The following is a 21,218-nucleotide window of genomic DNA, read 5'->3' as shown; positions in this document are numbered from 1 at the left end:
AGTGATTCAGCGGGGGACGGTACGGCTATGAGCTGCTAACATCTGATATAACTAATGATATAAAATCCTTACTAGTAGATTGATCCAAAAATAATGTAACTATATTCTCATATGTAATTACGTAAAATAGTGTGCCCAAAGTGATGTAGACATTTGTCGCGGGACAAGAACATTTTGTCATTGCGGATTAGATAATTATCTAAGCAAAGTTTCTATCTTGTAGCTTATACTTTGGAAACACGGGTAAACGGAGAGGTGACAAAGAAAATCAATTGTAGGAACGTTTCCCCATTAATAACGTGTATTAGAATAAAATTATAGAAGGGGTACAGTTAAACAGATAAAGTGGAGCAACTTGCTCAAGCCAAGAACGACGCGACAACCGCCAGGATCTTTTTATATGGATTTATTGGTGTCATTGTCCTGATTGCATTCCTGAATATACTGAACACCGTCAGCACAATGTCATTCTGCGTACCAAAGAATTTGCAGTTCTTAAAGCTCTCGGCATGACACAACGTAATGTAAAGAAAATGATTCTGTTGGAAGGCGTATTTTACGGCCTATACGCTGCGGTATACGGTAGTATACTCGGAACAGTATTGAGCTATGGTATACATCGTCTCTTCAAAGGTGCTGTCGATGTAGGTTGGACGATTCTAGGGGCAGCATTGTTCTTGCTTGTGCAGGTGCCATAGCAACAACGCTCGTTGCTACAGCTTGGCCGATGTATCGATTAAATCAAACGAGTATCGTTGAGGCTTTGAGAAAGGAAACGTAGATAACTATAAAATAGATTATCACTTAGAAAGTCGCATAGATCGCGGCTTTTTTTGTTTTAGAGATTCAAAAAAAAGGGGGTTGACTTTTCCTTTGGTTTAGGGGGGACTTGACATGCGTGTGTTATTATCAAAAAGTTGAAAGTTCTCCTCTACAGATTTGGAGAGAGAATGAGATAAGTATGCAAGAGGAGGTTTACATATACACATAACACAATGCGCTACCTGTCATCGCGGTTCTGGTAAACATTATTTCTAAGTGAAGGTATTCTGTAATGCTTTGTTTATGCTATGCAGTGAAAATTAGAAAGACACAGAGGAGTGAAGGTTTTGCAATCAGGAACTATTTCAGAAGAGCAAAAGGTCCCAAATGTTAAAGTTTTACCCATAATGTTCGCATTAATGCTTGCAGGTATCATAGGTACGTTTAATGAAACAGCAATTAATATCGCTATCAGCGATTTAATTAATCAGTTTGCAATTACGGAGTCCACGGTCCAGTGGTTATCAAGTGGTTATTTACTCACACTGGGAATTTTAGTTCCCCTTTCAGGATTATTGATACAGTGGTTTACAACGAGGCAACTTTTCCTGACATCAGTCATTATTTCAATCGTAGGGTCAGCAATAGGTGCTATGGCGGGAAGTTTCGATATATTGCTATTAGGAAGGATACTTCAAGCTGCTGGAGCAGCCCTGCTCTTTCCTTTGATGTTTAATACTGCTCTCATTATATTCCCAGCCGAGAAACGCGGAAAAGCGATGGGGCTGGTCACTCTTGTGTTCACAGCGGGACCTGCTTTAGGTCCAACCACCTCAGGTCTATTGATTGATAATCTGAGCTGGCACTGGATATTCTGGGTATCGTTAATGACTCTGGTGGTTGCTTTGGTGATAGGCGTTACATTTATAAAAAATGTAGCACCAATAACTAAACCACGTATTGATATTTACTCTCTGGTTTTGTCGACAATTGGTTTTGGAGGATTGGTTTACGGTATTAGTACTGCTGGAGAAGGAGATCATGGCTGGGGTAACCCTGTAGTCATTGTATCTCTGATCGCCGGTGTTGTTGCATTGATACTATTTGTCATTCGACAACTGAACATGAAAGAACCTCTTATGAACGTAAGAACACTTAAAAACCCGATGTTTGCCATCGGTACGGCGCTAGTATTCATTTGTATGAGTGTTGATCTTGCAGCGATGTTTGTTCTTCCTATGTTTTTGATTCGTGTTCTTGAATTAAGTGCTTTGACAGCTGGATTGACTCTTCTTCCAGGCAGCATCATTTCAGCTGTGCTTTCTCCTGTTGTTGGGTCGCTCTTTGACAAATTCGGACCTAAGTTTTTGGTAGTTCCTGGTCTAATTCTAACTGCGGCCACCCTATGGTTCTATTCTGATATTACGGTTGCATCGTCAATCGCTTTGATTGTCGTCTTGCATACCTGTCTGATGGTTGGAATTATTATGGTGTGGATGCCTGCTCAGACGAATGGTCTGAATCAGCTACCTGCTGAGATGTACCCGGATGGTACGGCTATTATGAACACGCTGCAGCAAATTGCAGGAGCGATCGGGATTGCTATGGCGGTTAGTGTCATGACAAGCGGAGTAGGAGACTTTATGAACAATGTTGCTGATCCTTCAAACCCGGCTAATGCAACATTGGCTTTGACGGCTGGTATGCAGAACGCATTATTCTTCGTGATGTTTGTTGCCCTTGCCGGCCTTGTTCTTGGCGTATTTGTTAGACGAGTGAAAGTCCAAAAGTGGTCAGGAGACTCCGATTGGTCATAATGCTTCTCAAGAAGCATTGTTGATTCAACCACAGATTTATTAAAAGGTGTAAGAGCGAATAGATTATTTACGATTATCTATTCGCTCTTCTATTTCATTTGTTGGAGGGTGAACATCGCAAATGAAGAAGAGGTGAGTCTATGCATATGTCTGAAGCCGATCTCATAGAATTCCTTACATCGAACCCTCATGTGAAAATTCGAGAACCGCCTCGGGAGCCTTTACCTACTCAACGTCTTACATTTGATAGCCAAGCGGAGGAGCGCTTCTATAATAAGCGGGTTGTTCCTTTAATTATTGCAGGTTACCTTCATAAGCTAGAGCTTCATAAAACCTTTGAGATCATGCAGGCTGTGGAACACTGTGGCAAGAAGTATAAAAAAACGTGTGTATACACCTGATTTCTACATGGAACACAAAGATGGTTCTGTTGAAATCGTTGAGGTTAAAGGACGGATGATCAAAATAATGCAACGAGATTATCCTCTTCGTCGTCATATTTTTTATTTTAAAGTACTGTCTTCCAAATAACTAGAAGTTTATTGAGGTACATGATGATGAGATATAGCGCGAGGATGAATAACCCGAAATTGAATTGTATCGATATAAGAATAGTTTAAGAGTCTTTTATATCATGATCCATATTAAAATCTAATACGTGTAAAGAGGAGAGTGTTTGGAATGTCAAACCTAAGTAAAGTAATTTCACTTACCAATGAAGAGCAAAAACTTCTTCAGAATGCTACGGAATTAGTTCCATTCTTAAAGGAATATGGTACGGAAATTGATAAAAACATGCACATACCGGAAGAAGTTATCGAAAAGCTTTCAAGTGCAGGACTTTTTAAGCTCAGAACACCGAAGAAATATGGTGGATTTGAAGTTAGCATAAGGGCAATGATTGAAATTGTCTCTGAAGTTGCGAAAGGCAATGGTTCTGTTGGATGGGTGATTCAAAATTTAAATGGAAATAACTATAGTGCATCCCAGCTACTACCCTCAAATGTGGTGAGTAAAATCTTCAATCAAGTCAACGAAGTGAGATTCTGCTCGGTACTTCAAGCCATCAAAACAGTGGTGAGGAAAGTTGAGGGAGGTTATCTGGTTGAGTATGGTCGTTGGGCCTTTGGTTCCGGGTCTAAGCATGCAACACATGCATTGTTAAATTTAAAGGATGCGAGTGGAATGCAGCAAGATCCCAAAATGCAGCTTGCTGTTGTTCCCATGGATGAAATTAAAATTATTGATGATTGGCACACGATGAGCCTAAAAGGATCGGCAAGTAACAGTTTGGAAATGAATGATGTTTTTATTTCCGATGAGTTTGTCGCTTATGAGGATGCAGAGCAAGTTGATGAAAGCATGCTGCAGCATCTAAAAGGCGAAGACAGATTCAAACCTTATTTATTTTTGATAACCAGTCTCACAACAGGAATTAGCACAATTCTGGGACTTGCAAGAGGAGCGTTGGAACACTTTGTTGAAAAGGCACCCCATAAGGGAATAGCCATGACAATCCACAAATCCCAGGCAGAAATTGGACATATCCAGTACAAGGTAGGACTGGCAGCCATGAAGATCGAATCTGCTCATCTTCATATCCATCGATCCGTTGAAATTCTAGAGACTTATGAAAAGAACTGTGAGCTCCTAGATCAACAAAACTTCGCGCGGGTTCAAACGGATATTGGATATGCGGCAATGTTATGTTGGGAAGCCGTTGAAATGTTAGTGGTCGAAAGCGGCGGAAGTGTAATACTGGATTCGAACCGACTATCCCAAATATTCCGCGATATTCGTGGTGGGGCTAATCATGCGTTTACCACAGCTTCTACTTGCATGGAACTGTACGGAAGAGTGCTTCTAGGGCTGGAACCACAGCATATTGTAACGCTAAGCAGTACACATGTAATAAGAGATACTCATAAAAAGGAGCTAGTATAAGGAACTAACGACAAGCTAAGTCAGAATAAGTCTATTACATGAATAAGAAGCCACTGATTTCCCAGATCAGTAGCTTCTTATTTGTATATTGTCTGGTAAAATATTGTCACATTGTTCCTAGAATAAAGGTAAAGTTAAATCCATTATTCTTTACTTCACAACACGGTAAAGAAAATGAAAGACGTTGCTGTTCCTAAAACATATACCACAAAAATAATAAATGAATTTCGAGATTAATTCTGAAGCGCTTAAAAAATACTAAGTTAAACTCAAAATTGTGAAATTGGTTATGATACTAAGTTATGTGATTATTACTATTCAAGAGAAACTGGGGTGCAGTTTCTCTTGAATAGTAATTGTACTTTGCTTCCTAAAACGTATGATGAAGAGTTCTACTATAATGGATATTACTGAAAGTATGAGTCCCAGTGCATAGACTCCTTACAAGCATGCAACCGAAAAAGCAACTATCTCTGCAGAATCGGCCAAACACTTGCTTTGAGCCGAAAACATTTTGCTGATAAGCAAAGCGGTACCTAAGGCCCCTGCCATTTGCAGCAAATGGCGTACAGTGAGGATATAATTCTTTGGGTAACTGTTCAGTCCAGGGGTTTACACTGGCATCAACACAAGGGATACTCCCACTAAGAATATAGAATGCATTAGGATAATATACGTTGTGGTAGTCGAAGCATCAATTCCTGTAAACATCCACATTGCAAATGCAACGATGACCACTCATGGAACAATGACGACCCGCGACCCGAAAATATCAAACAGTTTTCCGGAAATAGGTCCCATCAAACTGTTTATAATACTACCAGGAAGCATAATAATACCTGATTTAAAGGCTGTAAGTAGTAATACTCCCTGCAAATACATAGGCAGTAGTGCCATCGTGGAGAACATACTCATCATCATGGTGATCATCAGCACAACCATCAAGGCAAATATAGGGTACTTAAAGGTGCGCAAATTAAGAATCGGATTTTTGATCCTTAGTTGTCTGAAGATAAACCACGCCAATGACAAACAAGCAACACTAGCGTCCAGTAAACTTCCGGATTTGACCATCCAAGATCACCGGATTTACTGAAACTATAAACAATGCCACCAAAGCCGAGTGTAGATAAAATGATGGATAGAATATCAATCTTGGGCTTGGTGATTTCCATAACATTGGTCAGGTATTTCACTCCTACAAAAATAGAAATCATAGCCAAGGGAATGAGGATGTAGAATAACCAGCGCCAGTTTAATGAATCGATAATAACACCTGAAAGCGTAGGTCCAAGTGCTGGGGCAGACATGATCACTAGACCCATCAGGCCCATTGCAGCACCGCGTTTTTCCGGCGGGAAGATAATCAATATCGTATTCATCATCAGAGGCATCATAAGCCCCGTACCAAATGCCTGTACAATCCTACCTAAATGCCGCAATCAAGGTTCCAGCAAGAAACGTAACCATTGCTGCTGTAAATAACTGCTTGGTTGATATCCATTGCTGCATCACCGCTGTACTGGAACTAGTACGCCGACGACAAGCATATAAGCGGTAGTAAGCCATTGAATGGTTGAAGCTGTCACTCCAAATTCCTGCATCAGTTCAGGCAATGCATTGCTTAACAAAGTTTCACTAAGAATTGCTATAAAAGCACCTATAACTAATGCTACCAATATCGGAGTTCTTTTGATTTTGTATAAATCGATCTTGCTGCTTGAAATAACGACACCGGCGGTACTCATTAAGTATTCTCCCTTTTCACATCGTCTACAAATGTAGACTAGATATACATTTGAGGATAATCATGCAAGTTTTCGAAAAAAATAATCATTATACTGAAATTCTTAAAAGATGAAATATTGATCTCACAATACAAAATGAACAGCAGGGTTCCGATGAAATTAATAGCTTTTTAATACATACCAAGGAGGATTATGATATGACATCCGAGAAGAACAGAACTTGATTTGAATGCATTTATAGCTCAGCTAACATATTTAGAGAGTTAGGATTACGACATGAGGTATTGCGCTCTTATTAAATTTTGAGCTAAATGAACAAATGATCTGAGCCTAGGAGTAAAGTATCTATTACTGTTTCCTGTTATCTTATAGGTAAAGTTAGAACGCAAGACCTTACGGATGGAAATCCAACTAAATCTCATGGAAGTCAATTCCAGTTCTATTAACTAATTACGAAATTATCCTTAAGGTGATGTAGGAGAAAAAGGGGGATTCCTAATGTCCATGAGAACTAGCAAGTTGATCAAAGCTCCGCAAGAGCTGGAGTGTGCACCAGATAAAAAAGGAAGTCTAAAGCAGAACGGGTTATCCGTCATTAAATTTTATTTGCATACACAAGGTGATATAGGAACATGCTTCCTGAAGGAACATCTTTTGTTGTTTGTTAAATCGGGCATTTACACGGTACGTTTTAGAGATCAAGAGTATATCGTCCGGAGCAATGAAATGGTGTTTATTAACAAGTCTATGCTGGTTGAATACGAGAAATCAGGGGAACCCGGTTCTGAATACATGCTTGATTATATGATGTTTTTCCTGAATGAGAAATTGGTTGAGGAATTTGTGCAATTCGCTGGTTTAAAACCGATTTATCCAGTGAACGGTGAAGTTCCTGTATCCATTATTAAGGTTAATGACCTCACTCTATCTTACATTGAGTCTTTAAAACCCTATTTCGACAACCCAGACGATGTTAGAGATGCACTCGTTCGGATCAAGTTAATGGAACTTCTATTTCACCTGGTAGACTCAAATGATCATTTTCAATATCAACTGTTGCAACTATCTAACCATGATAGGAACAGTAGTATCGATAAGATTATGGAAGAAAATTTCACAAATCCCGTATCCCTCAATGATCTGGCTTATTTGTCTGGTAGAAGCCTGTCAACGTTCAAACGGGAGTTTCAGGCAATATATCATACCTCACCGTTGAAATGGATTCGCAATAGGAGGTTGGATAAAGCTAAGAAGTTACTGTTAGAGACGTCACTGTCTGCTACCGATGTCTGTTTCACTACTGGGTTCGAAAGCGTTGCTCACTTTTCCAAAGTGTTCAAACTTCGGTTTGGACTCCCACCGTCGGAGTTTAGACAACAGTTTAAGCGAAGAGAGGAGGGGTTGAAGGAATAGCATGTAATTTTCTGCTAAAAATATGTGATTAGCCTGTTTTCTTGGCAACTCATTCTTTTTCGATTTAAGTGTAGCGATAATATAAAATAAGAAGTTTAAAAAGGAGAAGATCGTATCTTGAATCGTTGGTTTAGGGATTTACTAATTATCAGACTTTTGAAATTAATTGAGTATGAAGAGGAAGAAATGTTCAAACAAATATATTGTAGTTTTCTTGAAAGAATAAAATAGAGGCTTAACAGAGGAATACGAACTGGTCCGGACATATTGTTCCGGCAAGACACAGAAAACGCACAATTAAAGATTCCACACAAATTAAGGAGAGAACGAAGATGGTTACGGTACTACTTATAGTTATTTACCTCGTATTTATAGGTCTCGGACTGCCAGATGCCTTACTTGGCAGTGCATGGTCCATTATGAAATTTGATATCGGCGCCGCAACAGAAATGGCAGGTTATATATCGTTAACGGTCTCGTTTTGTACTGTTGTATCCAGTTTATTTGCAAGTAGATTATTGCATAGATTTGGTACAGGAAAGGTAACTTTATTCAGTATTCTATCTACAACGATTGCCTTGCTTTGGTGTCAAAAACGAGGGGAGATTTGTATCAATCAACAAGAACGGCAAAAACCTTAAAAACAAGGGGTAAAACCGATTTATATACATATGTACAAAATACGAGTTTTGTGAATATGTATATAGAGAAACGCATCCCAGCAAGTTTAGCAAGCCAATGAAGTAACACTTTTACCACTTCCAGACTTGCCGATATTATCAAGTATCTCCCCCTTGGGCAATACAAAACTGATATCGTCAACAGGAGTTACATCACCTGAAGAATTATCATAGTTTAGGCTGAGATGACAGACTTTTAACAGTAATGGGCATTGTAAATGTTGATGAAGTTCCTCAGTCAGCAGCAGACTCCTGACAAGTATTTCGGTTGGAACTCTGGTTGGAGGAGCTTCTTAGACGGTAACCTCCAGCGTTACCATCATTCTGTTCCACTTGTTCATTTTTTCCAAACTTCTTTAAAACCAATAGGCGCAGTACGTAAATAACTGCGCCGGATAACTTTTTGTGATAGGCATAGGAACGGAAAAAGACGAATATCAACCGATTTATTAGAAAACTACTATTCTACCAAGTGACGTTCTTTGTAGATATCCCGATCATATTCATATTTCGATGGTACTCGGCGGTTTTTCTTACCCAGAATCATAGGGATGGCCTGTTGTTCTTCCAAAAAAGGCCCGGATTGCATTCGTATCGTAAGCCCGGTTGGCTAGACTGTTTTATAGTCAGTTCATGGCTTTAAGCATTTCGCATCCATAGATGGAATCATGCGCCCCGCCTCCGGTCAATTCGAAGCGAAATGGATTGCCTACGCATCCACCACGGGGACGTCCGGTCGCTTGTTTGTTTTCCCCCTTTTAGTGCCTGATCCATGCTGATGAACTCGCATAATCGTGGCTCAAAATTTCCTCCCCGCCACAACGTTAACACCTGATCATGTCGATAGCTCTAGAAGTTGTAGTGGGTCAAGAGCCTGATGGAAATCTTGTAATAAAACTTCCTGCCTTACCTATTGTCATTATATAGCTGTAGCCAATATGTTGGCCATCTTTTTAATGTTCGGGTTTTAAGGTAAAGCATCTTCCTGCAGGGGCTGATCGGAGAACCAAATTTTTACTATTTGAAATGCTTTAGATTGTATTCTTTTACCCTATGCAGTCATCATCTTTACTAATAAGGCACATTTGCCATCCATTTCCACATAATAGTTCGTAATGCCGATGCGTCGACCTGCCGGATCTGTACGCCGAGCCTAATGGTGAAAGGATAGATTCCACCTGTCGATGTTCTTTACCTTGATCATTTGCGTCATACTAGTTGCCTCCCCTTATTACCAGGATTTCGCTTGTCGTTTCAACAAGCGAATGCCGTTTACACCGAGCTCAACGGCATCACCCGCCGCTTCGCCGGTTTCCATATCCGTGTAGGACCGCCCGTCCAATTTGACTTGCTGCGGCGTACCTCCGAAATTCTGGATAAACACGAAGTCTGCCGTTCCGTTCGTCCGCGATTGTGCCGTAACTCCATGAGGCAGCTTTGCATCGATTACCCGCTCCAGGCCGGCCTCTTTAGCCAATAGGTCATAGAAAGCGTTCAGGAAATCGTCCTTGAGCCGGGTCGCCATGTAATAGGCGCGCCCTTTGCCCAGTCGATTCACCGTCAGCGCGGGACGGCCTGCATAGAAACTGTCCGTGTAGACGCCAAGCACTTCCGCACCCTCCGTATGGATCAGCTCGCAAAGTTCATGCGATTCAAATGTTCCAGCCAGTCCGAGCGGATTGTCTGTCGCCAATACGACGCCGTTGCGATCATCGTCGTACAAGCCCTCGATCTCCTCCGCCCATATGCCAAGCGTGTTGCGTAGCGGTCCTGGGAAACCCCTAAGGTGGCAAAGATCATGTTCGTCGACGATGCCGGACCAGTACGTCGCGACCAGCGTCCCTCCGTTCTCGACGAAAAGTTCTAGCTTCTTTCCGGTTTCCTCCCGGCACAAATATAGCATGGGCGCGACGATCAGCTTGTACGGCGCGAAGTCGTCCTCGGAGCCAATGACGTCAGTTGGCACGCCGTGCGACCACAGCGCGCGGTGCTGAGCATACGCAGTCTCTTCGTAATGGAGACCCGTGTTGCGCGGCCCTTGTGCATCCTTGATTGCCCAACGGTTATCCCAATCGAACAGGATTGCCGCTTGCGCGGGCGTCGAAGTCCCAACAACCTCGACCAATCCCGCCAGCGTCTGGCTAAGCTCCGTGACATCGCGGAAGACGCGCGTATGCTCGTGACCGACATGGTCCACAACCGCGCCGTGGAATTTCTCGCTGGAGCCGCGGCTTTTGCGCCATTGGAAATATTGGACGGAATCCGAGCCGTGTGCCACGGCTTGCAACGAGGACAGTTTGTGCATGCCCGGCTGCTTTAGCTTGCTGACCGGCTGCCAGTTGGTCAGGCTCGGCGTGCTTTCCATCAGCAGAAATGGCCGCCCCTTGATAGAACGAAACAGGTCGTGATAGAACGCGACGAATGCTCCCAGTTTGGCGTCGTCTTGATGCTCATGCCACGTCGGGTAAGCGTCCCACGAAATGATGTCGAGCAAATCTCCGAATTTACGGTAGTCCAAACCCTCGAACATATGCATGTTTGTGGTGACCGGCAACGCTGACCCTGCTTTCCGTATTGCTTCGATCTCGTACCGGCAGAAATCGATCGTTTGGTCCGTCACGAAGCGGCGCCAGTCGAGATTCAGGCCGTGTACTGCGGATTCGCCGTGCGGAGCAGGGGATTCGATCTGCCCCCAATCGAGGTACGTATGCGCCCAGAACGTCGACCACCACGCATGGTTTAACGCCTCAAGCGTGCCGTATTTATTTTTCAACCACTCCCGGAAGGCGTCTTGGCAATAGTCGCAATGACAATCGCCGCCGAATTCGTTGGAAATATGCCATCCTACGACCGCCGGATGGTCGCCGTAACGCTCCGCCAGCTTCCGGTTGATGATGGAAGTCTTCTCGCGGTAAACCGGTGATGTATAGCAGTGATTGTGACGCATGCCGTGCAGGTTGCGGATGCGATTCGCTTCGACCCGCCGAACCTCAGGATACTTCTCCGACATCCAAGCCGGGCGTGCGCCGCTCGGCGTCGCCAGCCAAGCATAAATACCGTTCGCTTCGAAGCGCTCGAGCATCTGGTCCAGCCAATCGAAGGTAAACGTGCCTTCCGTCGGTTCGAGCGCGGCCCATGCGAATATGCCGATCGACATGACGTTGCAGCCGGAAAGCTTCATCAGACGGATATCTTCTTCGAGCACCTCCGGATAACGAAGCCATTGATCTGGATTGTAATCGGCGCCGTGCATCATGACGGGAAGCTTGTCGCTGACGGGTGGGAATACTTGCGTGTTCTTCATAGCGTCTATCTCTCCTCGTGTAATGGTGAATTATGGACAAAATCGGTCATCTACCTGCAAAAATGCAGCTAGATCTTGGAATCAAACGAATCCGTTTGAACTTATCGTATTTGTGCTGCTGGGCAGGCATAGCTACTCATCTGCTTTAAAAACCGGAATGATGCGCAAACCAAATTCAATTTCCTTTTCATCCAGACGATATGGCTGGAGCAGCTCCGGACCGCAAGAGTTCGATCCAATCCCACTCATCTTGTAATCAAGATGGATAAACGTTTCTTTACGCTTAGTAAGCTCATGGAGGTGCCCCGCAGCCGCAAGATCGTCCATGCCGTAATGCCCCGCATTGAACGAGAAGGCCTCATCCCCTTTGAAACGAAGGCCCATGCCTAGTGCATTGGATACAGTGACCCATTCTGTTCCGAATCGTGAGCCGTTTTCTTGCGGTTTAATGTAAGGAACGAACATCTCATCGACTGTCGTCATGTAATGCCCTTTCTTTACGCTTCGACATTTGTCCATATAGCTCTCGTGCGGGCCGAGTCCGAAGTATTCTACTTCCTCCATGCCGGCAGGCATCGTGAGCTGAAGCCCGAAGCGAGGCAAATACAACAGGTCCTCCTTCACGTTCGCTTTTACGCATAGCGCGATTTCCCCCGTCGCCAACACTGTCCATTCGGCGTTTCCTGAGAGAATGGTCGGTACGCTATGGCCGCCCAATGAGAAGGAGACTTGAATGGTGACCGAACCGACTTCCTCCTGCTTCCAATCCACGCGATACACCTTCGTGACCGCCCGATCAAATCCGGCCTCAAGCCACTTTTCTTTCACAAAGCGGTCGTTATCAGTTGGCGCACGCCATACGGAGAAGGCAACCGGTTCTTGGATAAGCGGCACGCCGTGCCGGGAAATTGCCGTGAATGCTCCCTTGCATAAATCGAAGTGATGGACGAAATCGAAGCCTTTGATCGTCAGCATCCCATCCTCTTCCCGCGCCAAGATGCCGGGCCGGTCAACGGCAACGACGTCTACTTTCTTTCGGATGACGGGTAGCTCGAATTGCTCAAACGCAATTTCGTGCCCCAAGTCGCCCCATGACGTCTCGCGGTTCAATCGGTATGAGATCGTCAGGAAATAACGGCTCTCCGACTCCTTAGGCCAGCAAACCGGGATCGATATCGTTTCCGTTGCGTGCGGCGACGTCGACAGTCCTTCGAGCAGGCCTTGCCCCGCGACTTGTCCGTCCTTCTCGACCTTCCAATGGAAGATGACGTGGGACAAGTCGATGAAATCGTATAGATTCGTGACATCGAGCTTTCCTTCCTCAAGCGCCTTTGCTTCCACGCGAATTGGAGCGATGACTTGCTTTAGCTCGAGCAGACCGGTATGCGGAACGCGGTCCGGCGACAAGAGTCCGTCAATGCAGAAATTTCCGTCATTTGGCCGATCCCCGAAGTCGCCTCCGTAGCCGAAGAAAGGTGTGCCGTCCTCCGTCCGCGTCAAAATCCCGTGATCGCACCATTCCCAGACGCAGCCGCCCATCAGTTTCGGGTATTTATATATGACGTCCCAGTAATCCTTCAAATCACCGGGGCCATTGCCCATCGCATGGCTGTACTCGCATAAGAAGAGCGGCATCGTAGCCGTTTCGTCCTTCGCATAATTCTCAATATACTCGATCGATTCGTACATATGGCTATCCATGTCCAAACACCTCGTTTCGGTGCTGCCTTGATGGCGTGGTGCGGCGCCTTCGTAGTGAATCGGACGGGATGGATCGCGCACTTTCGCCCACTCCGCCATCGCGATATGATTGGCGTCGAAACCAGATTCATTCCCCATCGACCAAATGATGACGGACGGGTGGTTTTTATCCCGTTCGATCATCCGTTCCGCGCGTTCGACAAAGCATTCCCGCCAGGCTGGATTCTTCGTCAAGGCATGGTAGGTTCCCGTCGCGGGCAGCACCCCATGGCATTCCAAGTCCGCCTCGTCGATGACGTAAAATCCGTATTCGTCGCAAAGCTCCAAAAATTTCGAGTCGTTGGGATAATGTGAAGACCGAATCGTGTTGATGTTATACCGCTTCATTAAGACAAGGTCTTGAACCATGTGGGGAACGGGAATGGTCTGTCCCAGCTCGGGATGAGAGTCATGCCGATTGACCCCTTTTAGCTTAACGTCCTGTCCATTAATCCGAAAAACGCCGTCCTTGATTTCGATTTTGCGGAAGCCTACCTGGAATCGGAGGACTTCTTGTCCGGAGTATACGAGTAATTGGTACAAATAAGGACACTCCGCGTTCCACAGCACCGGGGCTTCGACATGGAACGCTAGCATACCCTTCCCGTCGATTGCCGCCGATTGGAAGCCGACCTGCTTACCGTCCGTGTCAAGTAGTTCCGCTTTTACGCCAACAGGGCCAATCGCCTCGATTTCGCAGCGCAGCACGGCCCAGCTGAAATCACTCGCCAACTCCTGCTTGTTGTAGACATCCCGAATGTAATGCGAATCGCGTGCGAGCAAATAGACGTCCCGGAAAATACCCGAAAATCGCCAAACGTCCTGATCCTCTATATACGAACCATCACACCATTTTAAGACCATGACAGTAACCCGGTTCGATCCCGTTCGCAAGACGCCCGTCAGATCGAACTCCGCCGGCATCCGGCTTCCTTGACTGTAGCCGACAAACCGGCCGTTGACCCATAGGTAAAAACATGAGTTCACGCCCTCGAACACGATGAACGGCTTCTTCTTCTCCCAGCTAACCGGCACATTGAAGTCCCTGACATAGACCCCTGCCGGATTGTCGTCCGGCACATACGGCGGATTATACGGAAAAGGATAGTGGATGTTCGTATAATGCAGCTGGTCGTATCCGTTCACTTGCCAGCAGGAAGGTACAAGAAGATCGTCCCATCCGCCGACATCCGCCCTTTCCTCATAAAACCCGTTTTCAACCTTCTGTACACTGGCATGATAGCGGAATTTCCAGCTGCCATTCAGCGTTTGGTAAAAGGGAGATCGCCCTCGCTTCCCCTCCATCGCCCGCCGCGTATCCCCATATGGAATAAAATACGCCCTGGATTCCTCGCGATTGATTTGCCTTATACCCAAGTCCTCCCAATACGTCTCGATCTTAACCATAATCATCCACGCCCTTTCGTCCTTTACGCTCACCACTCGTCGACGCTTCGTCCTTGTAATCGATACTTGCTTTGTTATAATGAATGCCTATTGATCTACTTGCAGGCAAGCAGTCAAAGCGATCGGTACGGAGTGACTGCGGTGAGTTAGCGCCATGTCGTAAGCCTCTGCCGTCGATACGATTTTTTTGTATTCGGTAACTCATCCAGCATGATTGAAATGCGGCAGGATGATATCGACGGAAAACCCAGCAGAAACATCTGTTACCCGATCCCGATAGGTGTCAGCGTGAGCATTAGAGCAGGGTTTCATTCTTCCTGATATATCTTGCTCTCCCTCTCCTCTCTCCGCTATGTATCCATTATAGGCTAGCGTAATGGGTCTCGAGAATTTAGCCTAGCAACAATAACCCATACTTTTTCACCGATCTGTCGAACCATGTATTTTCCCTCAGAGCAAAAAACAGAGAACCCCGTTCATGATTCAACCGGGGTCTCGCTCACACATGCAGCTATTCAAATCTTGTGCCTCTTGTTCGTAAAAAGTCCCTTTCGAATAGTATGAGTCAAAACGAAAGAAACGGGTCCCCATTCCAAGGAATGGGGACCCGTTTTTCCAATAACTTAATTTCGATGTCTTTAGCTTAGATCCAAAGATCTTGTTACTTTACAGCATCGGCTTTCTTAATAAGTTTGAAGTCGTCAATGTTTCCCCACTGTCCGCCGGGAAATTTTAGATGGGCGCCAATAGTCAGAGTTCCATTTGTAACTACAACGTTATCTATTGTTGGATTAGACCATTGTCCGGTATTTGTAAAACTCTTCCTCTTACCTCCAGCAAAAATCTCAGATATCTCTTCTTCTCCTCCGCCGTAGACCCAAGCAGATAATTGATAGGTGCCATTTTTAATCCCTGTGATAGTTTGGGAAACTTTGAATTCTGTGGCTGTTGGTCTCCAATAGTGTAATGCTAAGGTGCCGGAGTGTATGTCAATATCTGTACTAACCGCGTCTGTATCCCCAGTAACCTTCCACGGTTTTAATCCCATCTCAAAGCCAGGATTTTGAATCATACTTGTGCTGGGCACCACAGTAACTTTGGAAGAGTCAGTAAAACCCCCATCATATGAAACCACCGATATGGTTGCTGTCCCAACAGCAAGTCCGGAAATAATCCCATTATAAGGATGTACCTTTACAATATCAGGATTTGAGCTCGTAAAAGTAATTCCTTTATAGGTTGCATTAGCAGGATTGATGATAGCATTTAGCTTACTAGTAGCACCTACTTCAATCGTTTCGGTGTGCTTATCCAGAGCTAAAGATTGCACAGGATACCGATTATTTTCAACAGCACCGTCAATAAATGCATCTAATGCCAATGAGGGCGTACCGTCCGGGTCCCATGAAGATTTAGGATACCCAAAATAATTCCCCTCAGGTGCCCAATAAAATACACCCGTTCCCAAATCGTTCGGAGCTGCATGTAATTTATTTTGAACATTTACAAGCATGTTATAAACACTATCAGCATCTTTGGCAACTTCCCCCCCGACTTCAACAATCATGACTTCCTTCCTATATTTTTCTGCGAGTTTATTCATGTTTTCAGATAATTCATGAATTGAGGAAGTAAAAACCGAATCCGGATAATAAGATAAGCCAATGATATCATAATCGCTATCTTTAAGACCGGCTGCAACCAGACCGGCATAAAACGGTTCAACGCCATTTTCTGCTCCGCTTGCTCTATGGATGATAACCTTAATCCCAGGAAAAACCGCTTTGGCTGCGCTCGATCCGGCTTGAATCAGTTGAACGAGGTTGGACGTATTGCTATACTCCCCCAACGGATGCATCATTCCATTATTAATTTCATTCCCGATTTGTACCCACTCTGGTGTTACGCCTGCTACTTTTAGAGCATTCATCACCTCAGAAGTGTATTCCGATACATGTACTTTTAATTGATCTAAATTATCGCTGGCCCATGCTTTAGGTGTTATCTGTTTTCCCGGGTCAGCCCAAGTATCACTGTAGTGTAAATCAATCATAACCCTAAATCCGAAGGCGCTTACACGAGATGCTAATGCAACTACTTCTTCTGTACTGCAATGACCATTGGAAGGATCATCAGACGGATCAACAAAAGCCCGTATTCTTATGGAATCAATTCCGTGATCCTTTAAAATCTGGAGAAGATCTTGCTCTTCCCCAATATCATTATAGAATTTATAACCCAGGGCCTCTAATTGTGGCAGCCAGCTGATATCTGCGCCTTTGGCGAACGACTCAGGGATAGATGAAGCGCTTACCTTTATCGGTAAGATAAAGGCTGTCATGGATATAATCATTGCAAATGTAAGAAACATAGCAATTATTCTATTTATCATTGTACTACCTCCTTGTTTTATTTGCATCAATACATCTGGATTGAAGCGCTTTCACAAACCTCTATGGATCACATCCCGTTCCACGCCAACTGGATCGTCCACTTGGATTTTAGAATCCGCCGATTCGGGTAGTTCCAAATTCGCAACCTGATCAACTCACACGCTCCGCTTTAATCGCAGCATGTCGTCCTGACCCAGTCTTCGCAAAACGTACCTCCTGCCGTTTCGATTTCGTCCACAAACGAGATATCTATCCCTTTTAAAAATTCGAAAGTTGCCATTGCTGTACCCGCCTTTCGTTGAAAAAAGAAAGAGGGAATAACTCCCCCTTTACATTATTTCCCTGCTAAGAAGGCGTCGATCTGGCTTTGCAGTTCCGCCTGCACTTTGTCAATTCCTGCAACTTTAAGTTGTTTGATCAACTCGGCTTGACCCTTCTCCAAATCCGGAACCAGGCCGTACTCTAACGGAACGCCGTATCGTAACATCACGTTGCCGATGCTAGCCATTTCATTCTTTACCTTCTGGTCGTCGAACACGAACGTCTCAAGCGGATAGTGATAAACTTTCTTCTTCCAGTCAGCTTCCATATTCGTCGCTTCCTGAGGGTAGGAAGCATCCGTCCGATTGAGTGCCGAATTCCACCCCCAGTAGGAGAAACCGGTGAAATTCGCTTGGCTCGCGCCTGGTTTAAACTTGTCGTCGCCGACCGGCTCGTAGTGCTTGCCTGCGATGCCGTACATCGTTAAATCATGAAATTGCTTGTCGTTCTGCAATAGGTCAATCACCATTAGGGAACGCTCTACATGCTTTGTCGTCGCATGAACCGCCATGCCATTCTGCGTTGAGATGGAAGCCGTCTTCTTCTGATTCGGGGTGAGATCGGCGATAGCCATGTCGGCATCAGGAAGCGCACGACGAGCCTCGGCCAAATCGAAGCCTACAGATCCGAGATTGCGTTTGTACGATGCGGCCTTGCCAGCCTTCATTTCCTGCCAAACGTCATTCTTGCTGTTGACAACGTTCTTGGACCAACCACCGTTATCGGCCAAGTCTTTATAATAAATGAGCAACTTTTTGAATTCCGGCGTATCATAAACGTTAAAAACTTTGCCTGTTGCATCGTCGAGCTTATAAGCGAACGGGATGTTCGGATCTACGAGTTTCCACTCGTTATACTGCTCGAATAGTACATTATCCAGCTCGTTCCATTTATACCCGCCGCCCGCCGCTGCGGCGAAGCCGCTCATCCCTTTTTCGTTCTTCGAAATCGTCTTCGCGTAGGCGGCAAACGTCTCGGGACTGGTGACTGGCTCAAGATTGTACTTCTTGCGTAAGTCCTCACGAATCAGCAGAACTTTGTCCATAATCTCTTGGTTGTTGTTCGGCACCATGTACAGCTTGCCCTTAATCTTCGCCTGGTCCCAAGATAGCTTCGGCATCGCTTTCCATGTCATAGGTGCGTAGGACTTCAGCAGTTCGTCGGTCAGTTCGTAGAAGCCACCATTTAGCGCCTGATTGGAATAGAATGCCCAGTTCGCCGTGTACACCAAGTCGAAATCATCTTTCGCTGCGAACCTGAGTGGATATTTCTGCGACCAATCGGACCAGTCGAGGAATTCGACATCGACTGTCGTGTTGATCTTCTTCTTCAGCAGTTTGTTCACCTCACCGAACACTTCGTCGTAATCCGCCGGCTTGGCGCCCAGCAGCAGCATTTTCAGTTTAACCGTGCCGTCGTTCGCGCCGTCTGTACCGTTCCCGTCCCCCGAATTTCCGTTGTTACCACCGCATGCGCTAAGTAGCGTACTAAGCAACAGCACGATGACAAGAAGCAACATGGCATTCCTCTTCTTATGTTTCATGATCCATACTCCCCCTAATTCAGATAATGGCATTGATGTGAACGGACATGCTATTGATAACCAAGTTGCCCGGAGATCATCCTTTCACTGAACCGACAGTCAAGCCTTTGACGAAAAAGCGCTGAATGAACGGATACGCGATTAGGATGGGTCCTGTCGCTACAATCGTCATCGCCATCTTCAAGCTTTCGGTCGGGATACTTAAATTGACGACCGCCCCCGATTCCATCATCGCCTTGCGCATGCCGTCAATATTCCCAAGCATGCGATAAAGATAGTACTGCAGCGGCATCAAATTCTCTTGCGAGATAAAGAGTAGCGGGTTATACCAATCGTTCCAGTAACCAAGCGCGATGAACAATCCTATGGTCGCCAGTGCCGGCTTCGACAAGGGGATGATCAGCTCGATAAAGATCCTAAAATCACCCGCTCCGTCGATTTTAGCAGATTCTGTAATCGCTTCCGGGATATTGCCCATGAACGTCTTCATGACAATGATGTAAAACACATTCATCAATAAGGGAAGAATCAATACCTGAAAAGTATCCTTTAGGTGCAAGTATTCAACGACGAGCAAATACCAGGGGACAAGCCCACCGTTGAACAGTGTCGTAAAGAAGAAGTAGAACGAGAAGGTTCCTCTCCATTTGAAATCCTTCCTAGCCAGAACATAGGCCGTCATTGCAGTCAAAAACAGCCCGACCAGCGTCCCGATGGCGGTCACCCCGATCGTGACGGCGTAAGCCTGGATCATCTGTGAGGGATATTTGAACAGAATACTATACGCTTCGATCGAGAAGACCGTCGGGAACAACTGAAAGCCATTCTCAATAATGCTCTTCTCCTCTGTCAACGAGGAGGACACGATCAAAATAAAAGGCAAGATGCAGAACAAAGCCAGAATAGTAAGCGAGACGTAACCGATAATATTGAGCAATACACGATCGGCAGACACGCGTCTTCTGCCTACCGCTTGTGCGACTGGGCTCGTATCTATCGTAGACATGGGCATTCCCTCCTTCTCTTAGAATAATGCACGGTCTTTATCGTATTTGCGAACCGCGTAGTTGGCAATCATGATGGTCACGAAGCCAAGCAACGATTGGTAGAAGCCCGCTGCGGCCGACATGCCGATCTCATTTGAGCTCATCAGCAGTCGGAAGACAAACGTATCGATGACATCCGTATTTGAGAATAAGAGACCGTTGTTGCCGATCATGTTGTAGAACATCCCGAAATCCCCACGAAAAATATTGCCGATCGCCAGCAACACCAGGATAATCATTGTTGGATACAGGTTTGGCACAGTGATTTTCAGGATTCGCTGGAAGACGTTGGCTCCATCGATTTCCGCCGCCTCGTACATCTCGGTATCGATGCTCGTGATGGTAGCCAGATACATGATCGTCCCATAACCGAACGCCTTCCATGTGGATACGATGACCAGAATGAAAGGCCAATACGCGGGGGTATTGTAAATGTCGATCGGCTCCATGCCCAGCTTCGTCAACATCGCGTTAATAAACCCGAAGTCGTAGCTAAATAAGTTGAATGCAATGGCGCCGACGACAACCCACGAGATGAAGTAAGGCAGGAAAAACACCGTTTGAGTCAACTTTCGAAACCACTTCCCCCCCACCTCGAACAGCAGGATCGCGGCAAAGATTTGCACTACGTTGTTCACGACAATGAACGCGATATTGTAAAGCGCGGTGTTGCGTGTTACGCGCCAGGCGTCACCTGACTCGAAAAGAAACCGGAAATTATCGAGACCATTCCAGGGGCTCCCGAATACACCGCCGTCGAAGTTGAATTGCTTGAACGCCAATACGATTCCCGCCATAGGCACGTAGGCGAACAGAAAAATAAAAAGTACGCCTGGCGTGAGCATCAGTAGCAGGGTTTTATACTTCCTGACATCGCTCCAAAATCCATGCAGGTTCATATGCTCCCTCTCCTCTCTCCTCTTTGTCCCCATTATAGGCGAGCGTTATAGGCCTTGAAAATTTAGCCAAGCAACAAAAAACTATACTTTTTCACCGATCTGTCGAACCGTGCCGTTTACCTCCATAAAAAACTACACTGCCACATTGATTAACAAGGCGGATGGAACCAAACGACAGAGATTTTATAAGAAGCAAGATTA

The 21,218-nt window shown here is 45.3% G+C and carries 12 protein-coding genes and 1 pseudogene; 6 read left to right on the top strand and 7 right to left on the bottom strand.

What is annotated here, in order from left to right; translation table 11 throughout:
- Positions 1 to 398 precede the first annotated feature (398 nt).
- The 4 genes from MKX59_RS14700 (at position 399) to MKX59_RS14685 (ending at position 4,523) form a co-directional block, all read left to right on the top strand.
- Positions 399 to 698: an FtsX-like permease family protein gene (locus tag MKX59_RS14700; protein WP_080751622.1), complete on the top strand. Its 300-nt coding sequence runs from the start codon at positions 399 to 401 to the stop codon at positions 696 to 698.
- A 471-nt stretch (positions 699 to 1,169) separates the two neighbouring features.
- A complete protein-coding gene (locus tag MKX59_RS14695) occupies positions 1,170 to 2,579 on the top strand; it encodes a DHA2 family efflux MFS transporter permease subunit (RefSeq protein WP_081326325.1) in 1,410 nt (469 codons plus the stop codon).
- Positions 2,580 to 2,719: 140 nt separating this feature from the next.
- Entirely contained in the window at positions 2,720 to 2,980 is a 261-nt protein-coding gene (locus MKX59_RS14690; protein ID WP_023988693.1) for a hypothetical protein, read from the top strand.
- Between the two features lie 280 nt (positions 2,981 to 3,260).
- Positions 3,261 to 4,523: an acyl-CoA dehydrogenase family protein gene (locus MKX59_RS14685; protein WP_023988695.1), complete on the top strand. Its 1,263-nt coding sequence runs from the start codon at positions 3,261 to 3,263 to the stop codon at positions 4,521 to 4,523.
- Positions 4,524 to 4,841: 318 nt separating this feature from the next.
- On the opposite strand, the pseudogene MKX59_RS14680 reads toward MKX59_RS14685, so the two are convergent.
- Positions 4,842 to 6,271, bottom strand: a pseudogene (locus tag MKX59_RS14680) (DHA2 family efflux MFS transporter permease subunit).
- A 498-nt stretch (positions 6,272 to 6,769) separates the two neighbouring features.
- Here MKX59_RS14680 and MKX59_RS14675 point away from each other — a divergent pair.
- The gene (locus tag MKX59_RS14675) at positions 6,770 to 7,684 is read left to right on the top strand and encodes an AraC family transcriptional regulator (protein ID WP_340858500.1); all 915 of its coding nucleotides are present in this window, start codon (positions 6,770 to 6,772) and stop codon (positions 7,682 to 7,684) included.
- A gap of 332 nt (positions 7,685 to 8,016) precedes the next feature.
- The gene (locus MKX59_RS14670; protein WP_053325484.1) at positions 8,017 to 8,325 is read left to right on the top strand and encodes a hypothetical protein; all 309 of its coding nucleotides are present in this window, start codon (positions 8,017 to 8,019) and stop codon (positions 8,323 to 8,325) included.
- A gap of 1,270 nt (positions 8,326 to 9,595) precedes the next feature.
- Here the strand turns inward: MKX59_RS14670 and MKX59_RS14665 are convergent.
- The 6 genes from MKX59_RS14665 to MKX59_RS14640 form a co-directional block, all read right to left on the bottom strand.
- Positions 9,596 to 11,668, bottom strand: a complete 2,073-nt coding sequence (locus MKX59_RS14665; protein ID WP_340858499.1) for a beta-galactosidase — start codon at positions 11,666 to 11,668, stop codon at positions 9,596 to 9,598.
- 132 nt (positions 11,669 to 11,800) lie between these two features.
- Complete coding sequence (locus MKX59_RS14660) at positions 11,801 to 14,821, bottom strand: glycoside hydrolase family 2 TIM barrel-domain containing protein (RefSeq protein ID WP_305954121.1); 3,021 nt, start codon at positions 14,819 to 14,821, stop codon at positions 11,801 to 11,803.
- 655 nt (positions 14,822 to 15,476) lie between these two features.
- Positions 15,477 to 17,207 carry a glycosyl hydrolase 53 family protein gene (locus tag MKX59_RS14655; RefSeq protein WP_076265026.1) on the bottom strand — a complete coding sequence of 577 codons (1,731 nt, stop codon included), beginning with the start codon at positions 17,205 to 17,207 and terminating at the stop codon, positions 15,477 to 15,479.
- Between the two features lie 335 nt (positions 17,208 to 17,542).
- On the bottom strand, positions 17,543 to 19,072 hold the full coding sequence (locus MKX59_RS14650) for an ABC transporter substrate-binding protein (RefSeq protein ID WP_023988743.1): 1,530 nt from the start codon (positions 19,070 to 19,072) through the stop codon (positions 17,543 to 17,545).
- A 76-nt stretch (positions 19,073 to 19,148) separates the two neighbouring features.
- On the bottom strand, positions 19,149 to 20,078 hold the full coding sequence (locus tag MKX59_RS14645) for a carbohydrate ABC transporter permease (RefSeq protein ID WP_340858498.1): 930 nt from the start codon (positions 20,076 to 20,078) through the stop codon (positions 19,149 to 19,151).
- An 18-nt stretch (positions 20,079 to 20,096) separates the two neighbouring features.
- Positions 20,097 to 21,017, bottom strand: coding sequence for an ABC transporter permease (locus tag MKX59_RS14640; protein ID WP_023988741.1), 921 nt, complete (start codon positions 21,015 to 21,017; stop codon positions 20,097 to 20,099).
- Positions 21,018 to 21,218 lie beyond the last annotated feature (201 nt).

It is taken from the genome of Paenibacillus sp. FSL R7-0340 (genome assembly GCF_038002205.1).
GTDB classification, from domain to species: domain Bacteria; phylum Bacillota; class Bacilli; order Paenibacillales; family Paenibacillaceae; genus Paenibacillus; species Paenibacillus polymyxa_B.
Note: the sequence above shows the minus strand (reverse complement) of the source record. Positions and strands in the feature narration are given on the sequence as shown.